This is a genomic window from Rhodanobacter sp. FW510-R10, assembly GCF_058781105.1.
The window spans coordinates 3,004,182-3,022,761 of the sequence record NZ_JBYSWL010000001.1; the positions used below are offsets into that span (position 1 = coordinate 3,004,182).

The 18,580-nt window shown below is 60.3% G+C and carries 14 protein-coding genes; 3 read left to right on the forward strand and 11 right to left on the reverse strand.

The genetic code is table 11. The features are described from left to right. Genes AC3WJB_RS13075 through AC3WJB_RS13125 form a run of 11 tightly spaced genes read right to left on the reverse strand, consistent with a single transcriptional unit; the run spans window position 1 to window position 13,251 of the window. A complete protein-coding gene (locus AC3WJB_RS13075) occupies window positions 1–1,182 on the reverse strand; it encodes a TIGR03088 family PEP-CTERM/XrtA system glycosyltransferase (RefSeq protein WP_492682214.1) in 1,182 nt (393 codons plus the stop codon). 11 nt (window positions 1,183–1,193) lie between these two features. Further along, on the reverse strand, window positions 1,194–2,768 hold the full coding sequence (gene xrtA / locus AC3WJB_RS13080) for an exosortase A (protein WP_492682216.1): 1,575 nt from the start codon (window positions 2,766–2,768) through the stop codon (window positions 1,194–1,196). Continuing rightward, complete coding sequence (locus tag AC3WJB_RS13085) at window positions 2,765–4,015, reverse strand: TIGR03087 family PEP-CTERM/XrtA system glycosyltransferase (protein WP_492682218.1); 1,251 nt, start codon at window positions 4,013–4,015, stop codon at window positions 2,765–2,767. The genes xrtA and AC3WJB_RS13085 overlap by 4 nt, the downstream gene beginning before the upstream one ends. 2 nt (window positions 4,016–4,017) lie before the next feature. After that, entirely contained in the window at window positions 4,018–5,079 is a 1,062-nt protein-coding gene (locus AC3WJB_RS13090; protein ID WP_492682220.1) for a FemAB family XrtA/PEP-CTERM system-associated protein, read from the reverse strand. Window positions 5,080–5,092: 13 nt separating this feature from the next. Then, window positions 5,093–6,004 (reverse strand): XrtA system polysaccharide deacetylase, encoded by a 912-nt coding sequence (locus AC3WJB_RS13095; protein WP_492682222.1) that lies wholly within the window; start codon window positions 6,002–6,004, stop codon window positions 5,093–5,095. After that, window positions 6,001–7,068, reverse strand: a complete 1,068-nt coding sequence (locus AC3WJB_RS13100; protein ID WP_492682224.1) for an AAA family ATPase — start codon at window positions 7,066–7,068, stop codon at window positions 6,001–6,003. The genes AC3WJB_RS13095 and AC3WJB_RS13100 overlap by 4 nt, the downstream gene beginning before the upstream one ends. Window positions 7,069–7,075: 7 nt before the next feature. Then, complete coding sequence (locus AC3WJB_RS13105; protein ID WP_492682226.1) at window positions 7,076–8,662, reverse strand: TIGR03016 family PEP-CTERM system-associated outer membrane protein; 1,587 nt, start codon at window positions 8,660–8,662, stop codon at window positions 7,076–7,078. Further along, window positions 8,663–9,571, reverse strand: a complete 909-nt coding sequence (locus AC3WJB_RS13110; RefSeq protein WP_492682228.1) for a nucleotide-binding protein — start codon at window positions 9,569–9,571, stop codon at window positions 8,663–8,665. Further along, window positions 9,568–11,154: an XrtA system polysaccharide chain length determinant gene (locus tag AC3WJB_RS13115; RefSeq protein ID WP_492682230.1), complete on the reverse strand. Its 1,587-nt coding sequence runs from the start codon at window positions 11,152–11,154 to the stop codon at window positions 9,568–9,570. The genes AC3WJB_RS13110 and AC3WJB_RS13115 overlap by 4 nt, the downstream gene beginning before the upstream one ends. A 51-nt stretch (window positions 11,155–11,205) precedes the next feature. Beyond that, window positions 11,206–11,829, reverse strand: a complete 624-nt coding sequence (locus tag AC3WJB_RS13120; RefSeq protein WP_492682232.1) for an XrtA/PEP-CTERM system exopolysaccharide export protein — start codon at window positions 11,827–11,829, stop codon at window positions 11,206–11,208. A 21-nt stretch (window positions 11,830–11,850) separates the two neighbouring features. Further along, a complete protein-coding gene (locus AC3WJB_RS13125) occupies window positions 11,851–13,251 on the reverse strand; it encodes a TIGR03013 family XrtA/PEP-CTERM system glycosyltransferase (RefSeq protein WP_492682234.1) in 1,401 nt (466 codons plus the stop codon). A gap of 589 nt (window positions 13,252–13,840) precedes the next feature. On the opposite strand from AC3WJB_RS13125, the gene glmS reads away from it, so the two are divergent. From glmS to AC3WJB_RS13140, 3 genes are all read left to right on the forward strand, one after another. Then, window positions 13,841–15,673 (forward strand): glutamine--fructose-6-phosphate transaminase (isomerizing), encoded by a 1,833-nt coding sequence (gene glmS / locus AC3WJB_RS13130; RefSeq protein ID WP_492682236.1) that lies wholly within the window; start codon window positions 13,841–13,843, stop codon window positions 15,671–15,673. Window positions 15,674–16,052: 379 nt separating this feature from the next. Next, entirely contained in the window at window positions 16,053–17,345 is a 1,293-nt protein-coding gene (locus tag AC3WJB_RS13135; protein ID WP_492682238.1) for a nucleotide sugar dehydrogenase, read from the forward strand. A gap of 214 nt (window positions 17,346–17,559) precedes the next feature. After that, window positions 17,560–18,567 (forward strand): NAD-dependent epimerase, encoded by a 1,008-nt coding sequence (locus tag AC3WJB_RS13140; protein ID WP_492682240.1) that lies wholly within the window; start codon window positions 17,560–17,562, stop codon window positions 18,565–18,567. Window positions 18,568–18,580 lie beyond the last annotated feature (13 nt).

Sequence of the window (18,580 nt, forward strand, 5' to 3'; positions counted from 1 at the left end):
TCAATGCTCCTTTTGCCTGGTCGCACAAGGAGCCGTTACGGATTGCTGATGCTGATAGTAGTCATGGTTCAGCAATTCATCGTAGAGGGCCGTATACGCCGACAGCATGGTCTGCAAACTAAAATGAGATATCACGCGTACCCGACCAGCCGTTCCGTGCTGCGTACGTAAACCAGCGTCGAGCACATAGCTCGCCAGCGCGCCGGCCAGTGCTTCGGAATCGCTGGCCGGCACCAGTATTCCAGTCACGTCCGCTACCACGACCTCGTTTACGCCGCCGACTGCTGTTGCAACCACCGGCAGTCCCACCGCCATGGCTTCCAGAAGTACACCAGGCATCCCTTCGGCAATGGAAGAAAGCACAAAGACGTCGAACTCTGCGAGCAACGCTGCCACGTCGTTGCGATTACCCAGAAGTCGGATTTGTGCAGAAAGTCCGGTACCTGCGATTCGCGACTCAAGCACGGCACGCTGTGGTCCCTCACCGACCAGAACCAGCCGAAGGCGTTCGCGTTCGCCAGGCAGTGCCTCGCACAGATGGCAAAATGCGGTTATCAATCCTGGCTGATCCTTGACAGCATCCAAGCGCCCGACGGTGCCGATCAGCAGCGTGCCAGGAGGCGCGAAGGACCCCAGCAACGGACGCACGCCACTTTTGCTTGCCGTGGCAAAGCTCGCCACATCAATGCCATTGGGAATGCATACGATCCGCGAGGACGGTATGCCGACTTTTTCTATCAGCCAGTTTTGCAGGTCTCTTGAGACTGGCAAATAACGATCAATCAGCGGCAGTAGCCAGCGACGCAAGAGGCGATACTTCCGGTTTTCACCGCGCGGGTCGGCAGCATCCCTGCCTCGTTCTGCATGCACAACGTGCCGAACCCCGGCAAGCCGGGCGACCAGTGCCATATCAAGCGCGCCGATGTTATAGGTGTGGACCAGGTCCGGCCTCAACTTGCGCAGAATCCGCCACAACCTGAAGTAGCAACCCCAATCCTTGCCCGGTTTCTTGCCCAGAACCACGCACATCACATCGTCGGGCTCGATCTGATCGCGAAGGGCACCATAGCCTTCCAGACAGATCACCACATGATGATAGCTCTGGTGGGTATGGTTGATCAGAGTCACAAGCATGCGTTCCATGCCACCGGTGTCCAGGCGGTAGAGTACGTGCGCGATCAAGGGCCTATCGTTCACGGCCGATGCCCTGAGGAAACCTGTTCGCGGGTCTGTTGCAAGGCCCGCGGACCTACCAGAGGCAGCGCTTCGGCAAACTTGCGCAGATCGGCTCGCGCCTTATCGACACCACCGGAGCCAACCGGTGCCGACAACGCCCACACTGACGACTGCGACGCCCCCCCGCTTAACACGTCCCATGCCTGCAGCAACTTAGTCAGCGTGGGGGACCGGGTACACCGGCGATCGACACAATACCAGTACCACACGAGGCTCGGACCCGCAGGACCGCTCAGCCGTAGCTCCCCAGCCGTAAGACTACGGTCATCACTGAGTTGGAGCTTCGGGCTCGCACTACTCAAAAGCTGTGCTTGCGAGGGGTCGTAAAGCTGATTGTTGAAGGTAATCAACGTATGTCCGCGGCGCGGTTGTCCGGTATAGACCGCGTGGAACAGTTCAACGACGCGATCGTCGGCAGTCGATCGATAGGCCGCCTTTATTTGTCCCGCCGCCCCGCTGAAGCTCGGCCGCCAACCTTCCGCCGCAGTTTGCGGCCCCTTCCAACCGGCAAGCTCCGGCGCGGCAAGGTGCAGTTCCTCCATCGTTGCCGGTGAGGAGAGTCCCGCAGCCAATACCGGACCGCCAATCAATAGCGCAATCGCCACCGGCCAGACCGCCATCCGCACACCAGCCAGCCTGTCGTCATTTGCAGAGGGATGCCTGCGCGTAACTGGCGGGAGTGGGTCCCGGAAAAACCAACCACCCAGCAGCAGCAGCAGCAGCACGGTGCCAAAGAACTGCCATCCAAAAATCATATGGTCCGTACCGGTTGCGTATTTCAGCCCCCAGGTATCGCCGATCAAGATGGTGAAATAGACACGCAGGCCGTTGGCGATGATCGGCACCACCGCTGCAAGCGCTACGAACAGCACTCGCTTCCACCAGCGCTGGTACATCAGATACGCATACAAGCTACCGAGCGCGCTGCAGGCGATGAAGAATTTCACGCCGCTGCACGCATCCGCCACCATCCACACCGCCGAGGGTGTGACAATTTCCCTGCCGTTGAGCAACACCGGCGTGCCGGTCAGATCCAGTGAGTGCACGGCAATATGTGCCGTGATGTCCTGCAGCGGGCCAACCAGCCCATCCCCCCACGGAACCGCAAACACCACCAGGTAAGCAAGTGGAAACACCAGCACCCACAGCACTCGCCATCCCCAGCATGCCAGTACTAGCGCCGGAAACAGGGCCACCACCGCGAAATGCTGCAACAAGTTGACATCAAGCACATTACCGACGTACCAGATCAACACCATTCCCGCCACCGCCAACAGGCCCCACACGCTTGGCGCAGGCGGGTTCGCGCGCACCTGCTGGCGCAGATTGAATGCAACCCACAGACTCAAAGGAAAGATTAGAAACGCATACTGGTAAGTGCCGTCGTTCTCCCAAGCCCACACCAGCGATTGCACCGTCGACCAGTAAGCGACGAGCAATACGACTACACTGACACCGAATACGGTAACGGCAAACGGCCAGCCGAAAACGCCAGTGTAAATACCCACTTCGGTCTCATTGGTCTGGTTCACGGGCTTACCCTCAGTTCTGCAAGGGCAGTAGCCTGGGCGGCGGCCTCGGCGTGTTGTGCATCACGCATCACGCACTCGTAGGTGTCCAGATTGCGCGTCCAGTCAAAGCGCGACAACACCATGGCGCGTGCCGCGGGCACACGTGCAATTTGCGGCGCGACAAATCGGCTCAAGGCTTCGGTAGCCATGACTTCGGGCGAGTCACTGATGCATCCTTGGCGACCTGCGAAATCCTCGATGCCCTCCCAGGCTTCCGGTGTAGCCAACACCACCTTCTCCATGGCCAGCGCTTCGAGCACCTTGTTCTGGATGCCGCGGGCAATGCGCAATGGTGCCGCCACCGCATGTGCGTGCGCCAGCCAAGGCCGCACGTCTTCCACGCGCCCCGTGACCACGATGCCCGCTAGTTCACCCAGCGCGCGGACCGCCGCGGTCGGCTTGCTGCCTACGATGTAAAAACGCGCCTTCGGTTGGGCGGGAAAAATCCGCGGCCACACTTCACGCGCGAACCATTGCGCCGCATGCACGTTGGCGCGGTAGTCCATGGCACCCACGAACACCACGGCGCGTTCCTCCGGTTGGTAGGGATTGGGATAGACGCGCTGCGGATCCCAATACTCGCCGTCGACGCCGTTGGGGATGCCATGCACCTTGTCCGCCGCCGCTGGCACCTGCTGGCGGAAAAACGCGGCTTCAGCATCCGAGACCAGCATGCTGGCATCGAACTGCGCCGCAACCGTACGCTCGAACTGCGCTAGCCGATGCGCTTCGCGCTGGTAAATCATGCGGGTCAAGCCACGATTGGCCTGCGCGTACTGGCGCCACTTGTCGGAATCCACGTCCACGAAATCCATGACCCGCCGTAGCTGTGGGCGCGCTATCACGAAGGGCGCCACGCCGGACGAGTAGCACAAAACGAGGTCCACCTTGCGCTCCGCCAGCAGTCCTTCGATCCAGCGCCGCATCACCCCGTCGCGATAGACCCCGACGGTCAGCGCCTCGCCTCGCACCAACGAGGCGAGCGCGCGCCGGCGCGTCCGCCACGGTGTCAAGGGACGGACACAAATCCCGGCGCATAAAGCTTCCACCGGCGCGAGGTACTGCCAGTCGGACGGATCGTCCACAAATGCGCCGAGATACACACGATAATGCTCGGCGAGCCGCCTCAACACATGGTACGAGCGGATCTTGTCACCCTTGCTGGGTGGCCAAGGCAGCCTATGACAGAGGAATAATATTGAGCGCATGGCTAACCCAGGTCCCGCGCCAACCAAGGGCCCAGCACTTGACTGACCGGCAACGGCAGCCGCTGCCAGGCCTTGATGAACAGGCGGTACTTGGTGTTCGTCGGGCTGATATTGGGGACGGCCTTGGCCCGCACCAGGTAATAGGCGTAGGACAGCGGCTGGGGCTCGAAGCCCCAGTGCTTCTTGAAATGATATGAGCCGGTATCCTGCTTGCTGCGGCCGAAGTCGAACAGCCGCGCGCCGCGCTCCACCGCGCGCTGCATCACCGACCAGTACATGAAGTCGTTGGCTGCCAGATCGCGGCCACGCGCCACGCTGCCGCCGTAATAGGGATGCACTTCGTCGCGGTAGTAGAGGCTCATGACCGCCGCCACCGGGCGTCCGTCGTGAGTGACGACGGTAATCTCGCAATCATCGCCAAACGTCTGCTGCAGCTGCGCGTAATAGTGGCGTGACATCACGGGCGTACCCAGGTTGCGTACGCTCTCGGCATACACCCGATAAAACTCAGCCAGGCTGGCACCGTGGTGCGCCTGCAGGCCCAAGGCAATGCCCTTGCGCACCATCGCGCGCTGCTTGCGCGGGATGGCCTTCAAATTCTTGTCGTGATCCGGATCAAGCGCCTTGCGGAAGCTGACGTAGAGGTCCTTGATCGGCCAATCGGCGTGGCGCGGTTCGCGGTCACGCAATTCCAGATAATCCACGCCCAACTCGTCGGCCAACGCGGTCGCTGCCTGCGCAAGTCCCTCATCGCTTCCCGAGTCGCTCGCCACGATCCCGCCATACACGCAGAACGGCGTCGAAATCAGCGCATGGCCGAACAATCGACTGCGAATTTCGGCAAGCGGCAACACACCGGTGATGACCCCGTCCCGTTCCGCGTACAAATAGTGGCAGCGGTGGCCGAGTACCTGTTCGATGATGCCGCGCCAGGCCGCGCGATGGAAAAACGTGGCCTGCGGCGCGTCCCTGGCAAACGCGTCCCAGCGCCCTTCGTCGCCACTGCCCAAATGCTTGACGGTGCAAGCAGCGGCGGAACGACTGTCGTCCGCGTGATCAAGCATGTGCCGTCCCCCCTCAATGCGCACAGAGTTCGACGGGCTGCAGCGCCACCACGGGGTAGTCGGCATGCGCAGGAGCGAGAAATACCCCGTCCATGCGATCGAAACGAAAATCGTGCAACAGTCGCTCAAGCCTGGGCGCAGTACGCGTCAGGTTCAGATAATGTCGCACCCGATTTTTCAGCGTCACGCCGGGAACCCGTGGCTGCTGCGGATCGACTTCCCATGGATGGAAGTAAAAAACGCCAGCGGACCGCTCTCGCCGATTGACACGACGCAGGCCACGCTTGAACAACGCATACGGCAGCAGGCGGAAATAGCCGCCGCCGCCGCAGGGCCAATTGCGGCCCCAACGGTGCACCGTGGTCACCGGGATTTCGAGCAACCCGGAGGGTCCGGTGAGAAATGCGAATCGCGGCGCCTCCGGCATGCCGTACAGGTCATGATGGATCGGCACGATGCTGGAGCTGTAGCGGTAGCCAGCCTCGCGCAGTTCCTCGTGGGCCCACAGCGTGCCCGGGCCAATCGAATAGCTGGGTGCGCGGTAGCCGTACACCGCCGCGCCGGCGATGTCTTCCAGCAGGTGTTTGGTACGGGTAATGCTCTCGCGAAACTCGCCGCGACTCAGAGCGGTCAGGCGCTCATGGCCAAAACCGTGGCTTGCGACCTCATGGCCTGCGGCGGCGATGTCGCGCACGAGCGCTGGGAAGCGTTCCGCCACCCAGCCGAGTACAAAGAACGTGGCGTGCACGTCGTGACGAGCAAAAAGCTCAAGGATGCGCCGCGTGTTGTCCTCGACACGGACGGGCCAGCGTGGCCAATCCTCGCGCCGGATGCAATTTTCGAAGGCGGCCACCTGAAAATAGTCCTCGACGTCCACGGTCATGGCGTTGACGACGGGCTCGCGTAGCGGCAATTCCACGCTCATTTGCGCTTCCGCCGGGAACGCCCGTGCCTTACGTTCGCAGGCACCGTGTTGTCGATGGCCGGAGCAAGCGACGACTGGGCCTGCAACTTCCCCCTGAGTTGAAAATTTTCGTGCATCAGCTGCAACAGGATGTTGTTGCGTTGTGTACGGTCAAGCGCAACGAGCTCGGCCTCCCGCTCAGAAGTTGCGGTGGCAAGTGCCGGATCCCGGACAGGGGGCAATGCGGACGATTCCAGCGTCGGCGGCAGATCGGTCATCTCCTCGCGCATTTCATCGAGTACGACGGTGAGTGCCGCCCGGCCCAGGCTGTGCAGTTCTTCGAGATAACCATGCAAAAGCAGGCGATCCATGATCAGATTGATCTTGCGTGGAATACCGCGGCTGGCCAGGTAAACCTCGGCGAAGATTCCCGGCTCCAATTCCGGATAGTTGTTCCAGCCGACTGCGCGCAAGCGGTGCAGTATATATTCCCGGCTCTCCTCCACTCCTAGAGATACCAGCTCGTGGGAGGCAATGATTCGCTGGCGCAACTGTTCCATCCGATTGACAAGAATGGTCCGCCGCAGCTCGGCTTGTCCGACAAGGAAAACCTGCAGCAGTGCGTGACCCTGCACCTCGAAATTCGACAGGATGCGCAGCATCTCCAATGCCGCCGGCGTAAGTGTCTGCGCTTCGTCGACTACCAGGAGGGCGTGCGAATGACGATCACGCAACGCCACCAGATGCTGCTTCAGGTCCTGCAGCAAGGCCTCCTTGCCACGCCCCTCGAAGGGCAGCTCAAATGCCGAAGCCACGGCCGGCAATATGTCCTCACCGTCCAAATTGGCCGAGGCAACACTGGCCATGGCGATGTCGCGATGCGCGAGTTCCTCGAACAACCTCTGGATGAGCAGTGTCTTGCCCGTGCCAACCGCGCCGGTGATCATGACGAAGCCTTCACCCTGCTCGAGTCCGTACAGCAGGTAAGACATGGCACGCTTGTGCCCCTTGCTCGGAAACAACATGGCCGAGTCGGGAGTCAGCTGAAAAGGCTTGCCTTGCAGCTTGTAAAATGCCTGGTACATGTTGGTCTCAGAATAAATGGGTCCACTGCACGAACACCACGTTCACGCGATACCCATGCGAGCCCGGCAACACGAAAGTGGAATCCAACCCCTGTGAGCCCGACGATCCGAAACCGGTATCCACATTGCGGGAGTCATGCCGCAGCCGCACGCTGCCGGAATCCTTGGGATTGAATTGATGCACGAGGGCTAGCTGCCCATACGTGTTGCGCTGAACTTGGCCGTCCTGGAACTGATATCGCTGCCAGCCCAAGGTCGGGGTAAACGTGGTGAAGGGCCCGATATTGAACAGCCAGTCGACATTCGCATTCGCCACCCTTTCCCGGCGATTGTCCAGGGTGAGATAGGTACGCCGCTCGTCATATACCGCGACGCGCAGGCTGCCGCTGGGCATAAGATAGGTCGCCGAGCCCATGGCGCGCTTCATAAGGTAGATCCGACGCTCCCTGAGCGAAGGTATGTAAGAAACGCCAATGGGCGATAAGGTAATCTGCCCGGCACTTTGTCCCAACAACTGCTGATTGATGTCGGTCGGTCGTTCCACATAACCCAAGCTTGTAGTCAGCAACGCCGCCGTGTGGTTCCAGGCGAACTCGTAGCTATGCCCATAGAAGCGGCGCCCGACCAGCAATTTCAGTTGATCGCGGGTGTTCGACCAATCGAATCCAGTGTCCCAGAAGTTGGCATCCAACTTCTTCACCGCACCGTTCGGTAGAAACCTGTTCTCCTTCCCGACATCAGCCAGCCATTGAAGATTATTGCTGATTTGCCACGATGTACCCACCTTGGCCGTTGCATATTCGATACCCTGACCGAAGTCAGGATCGATCCGCTGATCGGAATATCCCAAATTCCACCCCCAGGTTTGATCCTTCGGACTCACCAGGCTGAACTGCAGCGCCTTGCTGGTAATGTCCGGAACCCCGTTCAACAGGCCGACATCCTGTTCCGAAATACCATGGCTGTTGTACAGTACCCGTCCCACGGTGTAACGCAGCATCGCGGTGCCAGCCTTGCCCAAGTCTTGAATCCAATAAGGACCCAGCGTTCCCATGGCGATATTGGCTCGGTTATTGCTCAGGAAAAATGCACCTGACCCTGAGGGCGATTCGTTGCTGATGATCCCGCGTCGGTACGATACGGTGCCATCGATGAGAAAGTGCTGGGGAAGGATAGTGAGGGTACCGTTGCCCATGAGGTCATGGGCAACCTGGTTATAACGGGATTGCCCCGCATACAAATAACCGGTCATGGTGTAATCGATTACACCGGAAAGCCGTGGTGTACTCCCTGCCCACTTGATAAACGGTTGAATCTGGGTAATCCAGCTAGACTGTTTTGGCCTATTGGTTGCCGCAAGCCTCAGGTTATCGGTGTAGAGCTCGCCGAGGGTGATGCCGGTGACCAGCCCTGGCGACTCGATCGTCGGCTGCGGGATAACACCCGGCTGGAGATCTTCGGAGTCCGAGGTCGGTTCATGGGGAGGCACATTCAACGTGTTGGTCGCATCAATCACGTTTTGGGCGGAAACCCCGGTCAACCAGCCAGCAAGGATGATCGACGACAAGACAGTAGGCGTCGACAGCGCGCGCATCTAAGCCTCTCCCTTGAGAGCCCTTGGGTGTTGTCCGTAGCTGCGCTTGAAGTAATCCTCGGTCGGTGGCAGGCGGCTCATGTTGAGAACCAGTCCGACAAATTGGAAGTCATTCAAACTCTGTACCGCCGCATTGACCGCGTGCTGACGGGTGCGGCCGGCAGCCACCATCATGACAACCTGACCCATGTGGGAAGCCAATACGTGGGACTCTGTGGTCACCAGCAGTGGCGCAGAGTCGAACACCAGTAACCTCCGCCGACTGCGTCCGCCCAATTCGTCCATGACGTGTTCCATGCGACGGCTGCGGAACAACTCAGCAGCAAGCGGATGCCGTTTCCCCGCCGGCACCACCAGCAGGTTCGGCACATCGGTGCGGATGATGACATCGGTTGGGGCGAACTGCTCGTCAGCCACGACGTCCATCAGGCCAGGGGCATCATCCAGTCCCAAAACGTGCGTGATGTCGGACTTGGGTATATCGCCGTCCACCAGCAGTACTTCGAAATCCGCCTCGCGGGCCAGGCTCAGTGCGAGATTGATTGCCGCGAAGGTCTTGCCTTCACCGGGCTCCGCGCTGGTCACCAGGATGCGGTTCCCCCGAGCGAACGTTTCGGCGCCTTTGCCCATTGCATTGTTGAGCAGAGGCCGCTTGATACGGCGTAGTTCGTCTGCAAGCCTGCCGTCCACCCCATTGTCCGCGAGGAGCAATCCCTTGCGCTTGAGCGCAAGCCGATCGAGATGATACGGTGCCGCCGGCTCGGCCGGTTGATCCTCCACTCGCGCCCGCTCCTGCAGACGCTCGACCGTGGGTACCGCATGTCGTGGCGCCGCTTCGTCCGGCTGTGAGCTCGGTGACTCAACCGGCAAGGCCTTGAGCTTTTCGACTGCCTTCTCGACGATGCTCATGCGACACCCATGACAAAGAAGTGCTGTACCAGACTGGCGAGATGTCTATCAAAGACCAGCCCGAACACCAGCACTATTGGCAACAGGCTGGCTCCGGCGCAGAACCCGATCACGTCGCGGCGTCGCTCCCGGCGTTGTGCCGGCGAAACAATCAAACCGAGGGCACCGAGCACCGGGCGGTCGCTGGATTCCTGCAGACTTTTCAGGGTGACGAATACCGGAGTTATCCTATGGAGGAAGTACGCGAACCCGGCACCAATGGCCAGTGCGAAACCAAACACCATAAGTAACAGCAGCCCGCGCTTCGGGCTCGCGGGCAACAGCGGGACAATCGGTGGATTGACCACGCGGAATTTCAGGTTGTTGCCACTTTGGGTTGCATCCAGGGACAGCTGGGCCGTGTTGGAACGTTCCAACAACTGGTCATACTGCTTCTTTGTGACGTCGTAGTTGCGCATCAGTTGCTGCAACGTAGCCTGTACATCGGTGATCCGATCTGCCTGGTCCTTGAGATCGTCAATCTGCTTCTTCTGCTGGCTGATCTGCGTAGCCAGCGTTTGAATGCTGACCTGGGTGGTGTACATGGACTTCTGCATTTCCTGGTACACCGGATTGTCCGAGTCCACGCCCATCATCGAACTATTCGAGACATTTTTCTGCAGTGCGGCGCGGCGCGCCTCGAGCTGGGCGATCATGCGTCGCGTGGAGGCCACGTCCGGATACGCATCGGTGTAACTCAACAACAGTTTGTTGAGCTGTTGCTGGTAGGCCGCGATCTGCTTGTCGACCTCCTGCGTACGTGGATCGATTCCTGACGAGCTCGACCCGGTCGCCATCGCCCGCATCTGCTGCTGGGTCATTGCACGACTGGCGACGGCCGTGTCGTATTGGGCTTGCAAGGTTTGCAACTGCGCTTCGGCAGCTTGCAGACGGGTGAAATAAGTACTGCCGCCCTCGCTGGGGATATAGCCTATATTGGCTTTCCGGAAGTCCGCGAGCTTTTTCTCTGCGTCGCTGAGGCGCTTGCCGTAGTCCTGCACCTGCTGGTCCAGGAAATTCTGCGCAGTCGTGGTGGAGACGGTATTCGCCCCCACGGTATCGTTCATCAGGATCTGCAGAAATGCCTGTACCACCTTCTGCGCCATCTGCCGGTCGAAGTCCGCGTAGCTGAGATCGTAGAGATTCCTCGTGCCTGCGTCCTTGATTTTCACGGCAGTGCCCAGTTCCAGCAGTAACGCATCCTTCCCGGCAGGAGTGATTGTGCGTAGCGACAAGCCGGTCTTGTCCGCCACTGCCTCCAGGTTGGGGCGCGAGAGCAGCGTGTGGGTCACGACCTGCAGCTGCTCGCGGACGTCAGGCTGCACCGCGACGCCCCGCAGCAGCGGATTCGTCAACGCATTGGTGTCGGCATACACCTGGGCGGTGGCCTCGTACTTGTTTGGAAGGCTGAAAACAATCAGCGCGCCCACGAGCATTACACCCCACGCCATCATCAGCGCACGCCAGCGATACCGCCATGCCGCACGAACCTCCAGCTTCATATACTGCAACAGCTCGTGTAAATCGAGTGATTGGTTTTGCATTAATCTCTTTCCCGATGTCGCCCGTGGTATTCTCAAATTTGATTCGTAAGATCAAAACAGCGATTGGGGAATGATGAGAATATCCCCTGGCTGCATGACTACGTTGTATTTGATCGTGCCATTCATCAGATCACCGAGCCGCACGGGGATGGTCTGCTCCTTGCCGTCAGACAGGTGACGAATGATTTTGGCGTTATTGCCGGAGGCGAATTTGGTGAGGCCGCCGACCTCGATCATCACGTCGAGTACAGTCATGCCGCTGCGATAGGGCACAGCCTTGGGTGTCGCCGCCTGCCCCACCACGCGGACCTGTTGGCTGTAGGCACCCACGAAGCTCTTGACGATGACAGTCACCAGTGGCTCGCGGATGTAGCGGCCCAGCTCCTTCTCCAGATCGGCTGCCAATTCATCCGGAGTCTTGCCGGCCGCAACGATCGACTGCACCAACGGAATCGAGATACGCCCGTCGGGGCGAACCGGCACCGTGGTGCTCAGAGTGGGGTTGTCGCGCACAAAGATGTCCAGCGAGTCGCCCGGCCCAATGATGTAGCGTTCCGTCGGCGGTGTCGGGGCTGCCAAGCCGTTGACCACGGGTGCTGTACTGCAACCGCCAAACAGCAACAAGGCGGCCATCAGCATCAGCCCGACAAAATAGTTTCCTGGTAGCAGCTTCACTTTATTGGTACTCCTTGGGTGTCAACGCGCGCCACGTCCGAACAGCACGACTTCGACTGTCTGGAGCAGAATGGCCATATCGAACACCAGGTTATGGTTTTTCACGTAAAACAGGTCGAACTTCAGCTTCTCCTGGGCATCTTCCACGGACGAACCGTACGGGTAGCGTAATTGCGCCCAACCGGTCAATCCGGGCTTCACGCAATGCCGCAGCGAGTAGTACCGGATACGCGTGTTGAAATCACTCACGAACTGCGGCCGTTCGGGGCGCGGACCAATGATGCTCATGTCGCCGCGCAGCACATTCCACAACTGCGGCAACTCATCCAGCCGGACCTTGCGGATGAAGCGCCCGACGCAGGTCACGCGATCGTCATCCTTGGTAGCCCAGCGCGCTACGCCATCGCATTCGGCATCGGTACACATGCTGCGGTACTTGATCAACGCGAACGGCTTGCCGTAGGCGCCGACGCGTTCCTGCCGATACAGTACGGGCGCGCCGCGCCCCGATTCCAGGCGGATTGCCAGCGCGGTCAGGCACATGAAGGGCGATGCCAGCACCAATATCAGCAATGCCACGACGACGTCGAAGCCACGCTTGATCGCAAGGCGTATCGGCGAATTGTTGAAGCCATCGGAAAACAGTAGCCACGAGGGGTTGGTGAGGTCCATCTTGATCGTGCCGGCCACGCGCTCCACGAACTCGGCCAATTCGGTTACCGCGAGTCCGCGCTGCTTGCAGTCCAACAACGCCGCCACCGGCAAGGTGCCGCGACGGTCGTCCGCACTCACCACGATCTCGTCCACGCCAAGCCGGGTCGCCCACGTGTAAAGCGGCTGATCCGGACTCAGCAATGACGCCGGCGGCATCCTGACTGGCTCGGAGCCAACCGGAACGTAGCCCAGAATCTTGAAACCGCGTTGATCACTCTTGCGCCGCATCTTGCGGGCCATGTCAGCCGCGTGCTCGCCTGCCCCCAATATCACCACGCGGCGCTTGAACAAGTCGGCATCCACGAAGCTCAGAAACAGCGCCCGCCACAAAGCTACGGCGACATAGCCCAATGCGAGCGAAATGCCCACCACTCCGCGGCCCACGAACGCAGCGGGGACCACGTAATACCATACGGTCAACGCCACGCCACCCAAAACAAAAGCGATGGCTTGACGACTGAGGCGTCCCAGCAAACCAGCGCGCAGGTGGACCTGGTACAACCCAAGCGCGGCCATCGCCAACACCAGTACTACCGCAATCTGCGGTGCGCGCCAGTCCAGCGCATCGCCGAAAGCGGCCTGGGCGTCGTGGTGACCCCAGTAGCGCAGCGCTACGGCAGCATACACGCTGCCCAACAACAGCACGAACTCAACCGATGCCAGCAACAACTGCCAATGTAATGCTCTCTGTCGGAACAACCGATACATATCGCTGCTCCTTTGTTGTTTATTGTTGTGTGAACTGAGCCGCTTGTCAGTCAGCGTGCCGAGGAGTCGTTTTTATACCATACTGCGGCGTAGCGCACGTTTTACCCATAGCTCTAAGCTCAATACGTGTAAGCACAAAACATGCCTAGATCTGTCGGGTGACCCGCACCAAGGAACCCCTTGACGTGGTTGGTTGGCGTCAACTTTCGCGGGCGGGGCAGTCCCGGCCGGCTCCAGCAGGCACCGATGGTTGAGCCAGTCGTTCCAGGTCAGCCTGGCCGGCTCCAGCATTTCGCGGCTCCAGCCTAGTGATCCGGCACCCTCTGCAGCGCCCTCCCTCGTACATCAGGCGAGTACGGCTTCTCTGCGTGCATGCTCCAATCCTTCCAAAGCTTTGGAATCTCCGGAAAAGCCGGCGCGGTTCGGGTCCCGAATGTCCATTGAAACGTGTCCTCCGGCAGCGGGCACGATAGAGTTCTACCGGCGTCCTCGCCACCCATATTGGTTCTGTTCCCCGACTAGCTGGACAGTGCTAGGTTTACCAATACCGGTATCGTTGTGAACTTGGCGTTCAGGAGGTCCAATACCCGTGTGTGGAATCGTCGCCGCCTGCACCCAACGCGACGTCGTCCCGATCCTGCTGGCCGGGTTGTACGCCCTCGAATACCGGGGCTACGACTCGGCCGGTCTGGCGGTACTACACCAAGGCCGCCTGACCCGGCTACGCACCCCAGGCAAGGTCGCCAGCCTCGACGCTCTGTGTCAGGCCTCACCTGTACGGGGTCGCACCGGTATTGCCCACACCCGTTGGGCTACCCACGGCGCCCCCAACGAGTCGAATGCCCACCCACATATCTCGCGCGGCGCAGTCGCCGTGGTGCATAACGGGATCATCGAGAATCACGCCGAACTACGTGACGAATTGCAGGCCGCGGGCTATGTGTTTACGTCTGAAACCGATACCGAGGTCATTGCTCATCTGATACACAAGCTGACGGCAGGCGGGAAAAATCTGGAGGAGGCGGTCGCGGAGGCCACGCACCGCCTGCGCGGCGCGTTTGCGATCGTGGCTATCCACACCAGCGCGCCTGGCCACGTGGTCGGTACCCGGCGCGGCAGCCCGCTCTGCATCGGCATCGGCATCGGCGAACACTTCATGGGTTCGGATGTGCACGCATTGATTCAAGTGACAAACCGCATCGTGTACCTGGACGAAGGCGACGTCGCCGACATCACCGGCGACACGCTGGTCATTCATGATGCTGAGGGGCAGATTGTGACGCGCCAGGTGCGCGAGAGCAATTTGTCGCTCGACGCGGTGGACCGCGGTGACTTTCGCCACTACATGCTGAAGGAAATCTGTGAGCAGCCGACGGCCGTCGCCAACACCCTGGAAGGCCGCATCGCCGATGGGCGCGTCCTGCCCAATATCTTCGGTGCGAATACCGACAAACTGTTGCAGCGGGTACGCTGCATCCATATCGTCGCATGCGGTACCAGCTTCCACGCCGGCGTGGTGATGCGCTACTGGGTGGAAGGCATCGTAGGGATTCCATGCACTGTCGAAGTGGCAAGCGAGTACCGCTACCGACACGTGGCCGTTGCGCCAGGCACGCTGTTCCTCGCAATTTCCCAGTCTGGTGAAACCGCCGACACGCTCGCTGCGCTGCGCGATGGACGCGCCCGTGGGTACCTAGGGTCGTTCGCGATCTGCAACGTCCCGGAATCGAGCCTGGTGCGCGAGTCCGACCTAACCCTGATGACCCGCGCCGGCCCCGAGATAGGCGTGGCCTCGACCAAGGCCTTCACCACCCAGCTCGCCGCGCTGGCTCTGCTGGTGCTGGAGCTAGCGCGTATGCGGGGTATCGCGGCCGACCGACTGACCAAGCTCGTCGCCGAGCTTGACAGCCTGCCGCGCAAGCTCAATGACGCCTTGCAACTTGGGCCCGAGATCGCAAAGCTCGCGGAGTCCTTCGTGGACAAACGTCATGCGTTGTTTCTCGGTCGCGGCGCACAGTATCCGGTCGCCATGGAAGGTGCGCTCAAGCTCAAGGAAATTTCCTACATCCACGCCGAGGCGTATCCCGCCGGTGAGCTCAAGCATGGTCCGCTCGCGTTGGTGGACGAGGATATGCCGGTCATTGCGATCGCACCCAATAATCAGTTGCTCGAGAAGCTCAAGTCGAATCTGGAAGAAGTACGCGCACGCGGCGGTCAGTTGTACGTGTTTGCCGACGTCGGAGCCGACGTGTCATTGAACGGCGCCCGCGGACAACTGGTGAATGTGGACACCGGGGGCCACTTCATCGCACCGGCTGTGTTGACGGTCCTACTACAACTGCTTGCCTATCACGTCGCGGTACAGCGCGGGACCGATGTCGACCAGCCGCGCAACCTGGCCAAATCGGTGACAGTTGAGTAGTTGGACTCTTGCTTCCCCCCTCGCTCCAAGCAGTCGTGACGACACGACAGCCATGGCCTCCTAGTAAAGCTTTCGTGATCCACCAGCACCGGCACGTGAAATGATTGACATCAAGGCTTTGGCTGTGCCGGGAATCGCGATTGCCAGTATTGTCACGACTATTGGCTGTACGCCGGTTTGGCCGGCGTGCTTGTACCGATCTCGGGAGTACCCTTGCCACGTGGCTTGTCGCTCGAACGCCGGTCCGTAGCAAAATTGACTGGTTCCGTACCGACTGGTCCCGCATCGTTAGCATCGAACTTCTCACGCCGCAGGCCGGCATAACCTGCTTCGCGTGGGTATGACTAGCACGATCACCCTCAGCTCCAAGGAATTGCCCATGGTTACCGCTGTACTGCCACGCGCGGAGGACATTCACATTGCCGTGATCGGTCTGGGCTACGTCGGCCTGCCCCTCGCGGTCGGGTTTGGACGCAAACTTTCAACGTTGGGTTTCGACGTCAACGCGGCACGCGTTACCGAACTGCGGCAACACCAGGACCATACGCTGGAGGTCACGCCGGACGAGTTGGGCGCGAGCGAGCGACTCCACTTCAGCGACGACGCCGGGGATCTGCGTGGCTGCAATGTCTTCATTGTCACCGTGCCGACTCCCATTGATCGCGCCAAGCGGCCCGATCTCAGGCCGCTGGAGGCAGCCAGTCGAACCGTCGGCAAGGCCATCGCCCGCGGCGGAGTGGTGATCTTCGAGTCAACCGTGTATCCGGGCGCGACCGAAGAGGTCTGCGTGCCGATCATCGAGCGTGAATCCGGCCTGAAATTCAACGAAGACTTCTACGCCGGCTACAGTCCCGAGCGGATCAATCCGGGCGACAAGGAACACCGCCTCGACACCATCAAGAAGGTCACTTCGGGGTCGACGCCGGAAGTCGCCGACTTCGTCGATGCGTTGTACCGGAAGGTGGTCAGCGCCGGCACGCACAAGGCGTCCAGCATCAAGGTAGCCGAGGCGGCAAAGGTCATCGAGAATACGCAGCGCGACCTCAACATCGCGTTGATCAACGAACTCGCGATGATCTTCCACCGCATGGGCATTGATACGTTGGACGTGCTGGAAGCCGCCGGCACCAAATGGAACTTCCTGCCGTTTCGACCAGGCTTGGTTGGTGGTCACTGCATTGGCGTCGACCCGTATTACCTGACCCACAAGGCGCAGGAAATCGGATACCACCCGGAAGTGATTTTAGCCGGGCGCCGCACCAACGACTGCATGGGCCGGCACGTGGCCGACCGCGTGATCAAGCAGATGTTGCAAAAGCGCATTCCCGTCGCTGACGCCAAGGTGCTGGTGCTGGGACTGACCTTCAAGGAGAACTGCCCGGACCTGCGCAATACTCGCGTCATCGACATCCTCGAGGAGCTCGAGGCCTGCCACGCCGACCTCGACGTATACGATCCCTGGGTTGATCCCGCTGCCGCGATGCATGAATATGGCATCGAACTGGAGCCCAAGCTGCGCCCCGGAACGTATGACGCAATCGTGTTGGCAGTGGCGCATCGGCAGTTCACCGACATGGGCGCCGTGGCCCTGCGCGCGCTCGGCAAGCCTAATTGCGTGTTGTTCGACGTGAAGGACGTACTGCCGCGGAGCGCGGTCGACGACAGGTTATGAGTAAACCCCCGGCAAAGCCGGGGATTTACTCTGGGCAAGGTCTGAATAACTGTCGTTATCCCTGCGAAGGTGGGATGCGCTTTTCAACAGCGAATGCTGGTCACCCAGTACTTTCAAGCCATGGAAAGCGAAGGCACTGGATTCCCGCCTTCGCGGGAATGACGAGCAAAAGCGACGCTGTTCAGCGTTGCACTGATCCGGCAAGGTAAAAATCATGCGTATTTTGGTCACCGGCGCCGCCGGCTTCATTGGCTCTGCGCTCAGCATGCGGTTGCTCGCGCGCGGCGACGAAGTGCTGGGCATCGACGATCTCGACGCTTACTACGACGTCACGCTCAAGCAGGCACGGTTGGACCGCCTCACCCAGCACCCGGGCTTCAGCTTCGTCAAACTGGGGATCGAGGATCGGCCTGCCCTCGGGCGCGCCTTCGCCGAATTTCAGCCCGCACGCGTGGTCAATCTCGCCGCGCAGGCAGGGGTGCGCTATTCCATTGAAAATCCGTATGCCTACGTCGAATCCAACCTGGTCGGCTTCATCAATATTCTGGAAGCCTGCCGACACGGCACGGTCGAACACCTGGTATACGCATCGTCCAGCTCGGTGTACGGCGCCAACCGCAAGTTGCCGTTCTCGGTGCAGGACGCGGTCGACCACCCCGTCAGCCTGTACGCGGCCACCAAAAAAGCAAACGAACTGATGGCGCATACCTATAGCCATCTGTACGGCTTGCCGACCACCGGCCTGCGCTTTTTCACCGTGTACGGGCCGTGGGGACGGCCGGATATGGCGCTGTTTCTGTTCACCCGCAAAATCCTGGCCGGCGAACCGATCGACGTGTTCAACCATGGCCACCACACCCGCGACTTTACCTATATCGACGACATCGTCGAGGGTGTGATCCGTGCGCTTGACCACGTGGCGACGCCCGACCCCCATTACGATGCCACGCGTCCAAACCCAGCATCTTCATCGGCGCCGTACCGCGTCTACAACATTGGGAACAGCCACCCCGTCCAGCTCTCCCATTACATCGAGGTGCTGGAAGCGTGCCTGGGCCGCAAGGCCGAGAAGAACCTGCTGCCGCTGCAGCCGGGGGACGTACCCGATACCAGCGCGGACGTCGCCGAATTGATGGCTGATATCGGCTACCAGCCCGCAACACCGGTGGAAGTCGGGATCGAACGCTTCGTCAAGTGGTACCGCAACTACTACGGCGTTTGAATCCATCGCCACC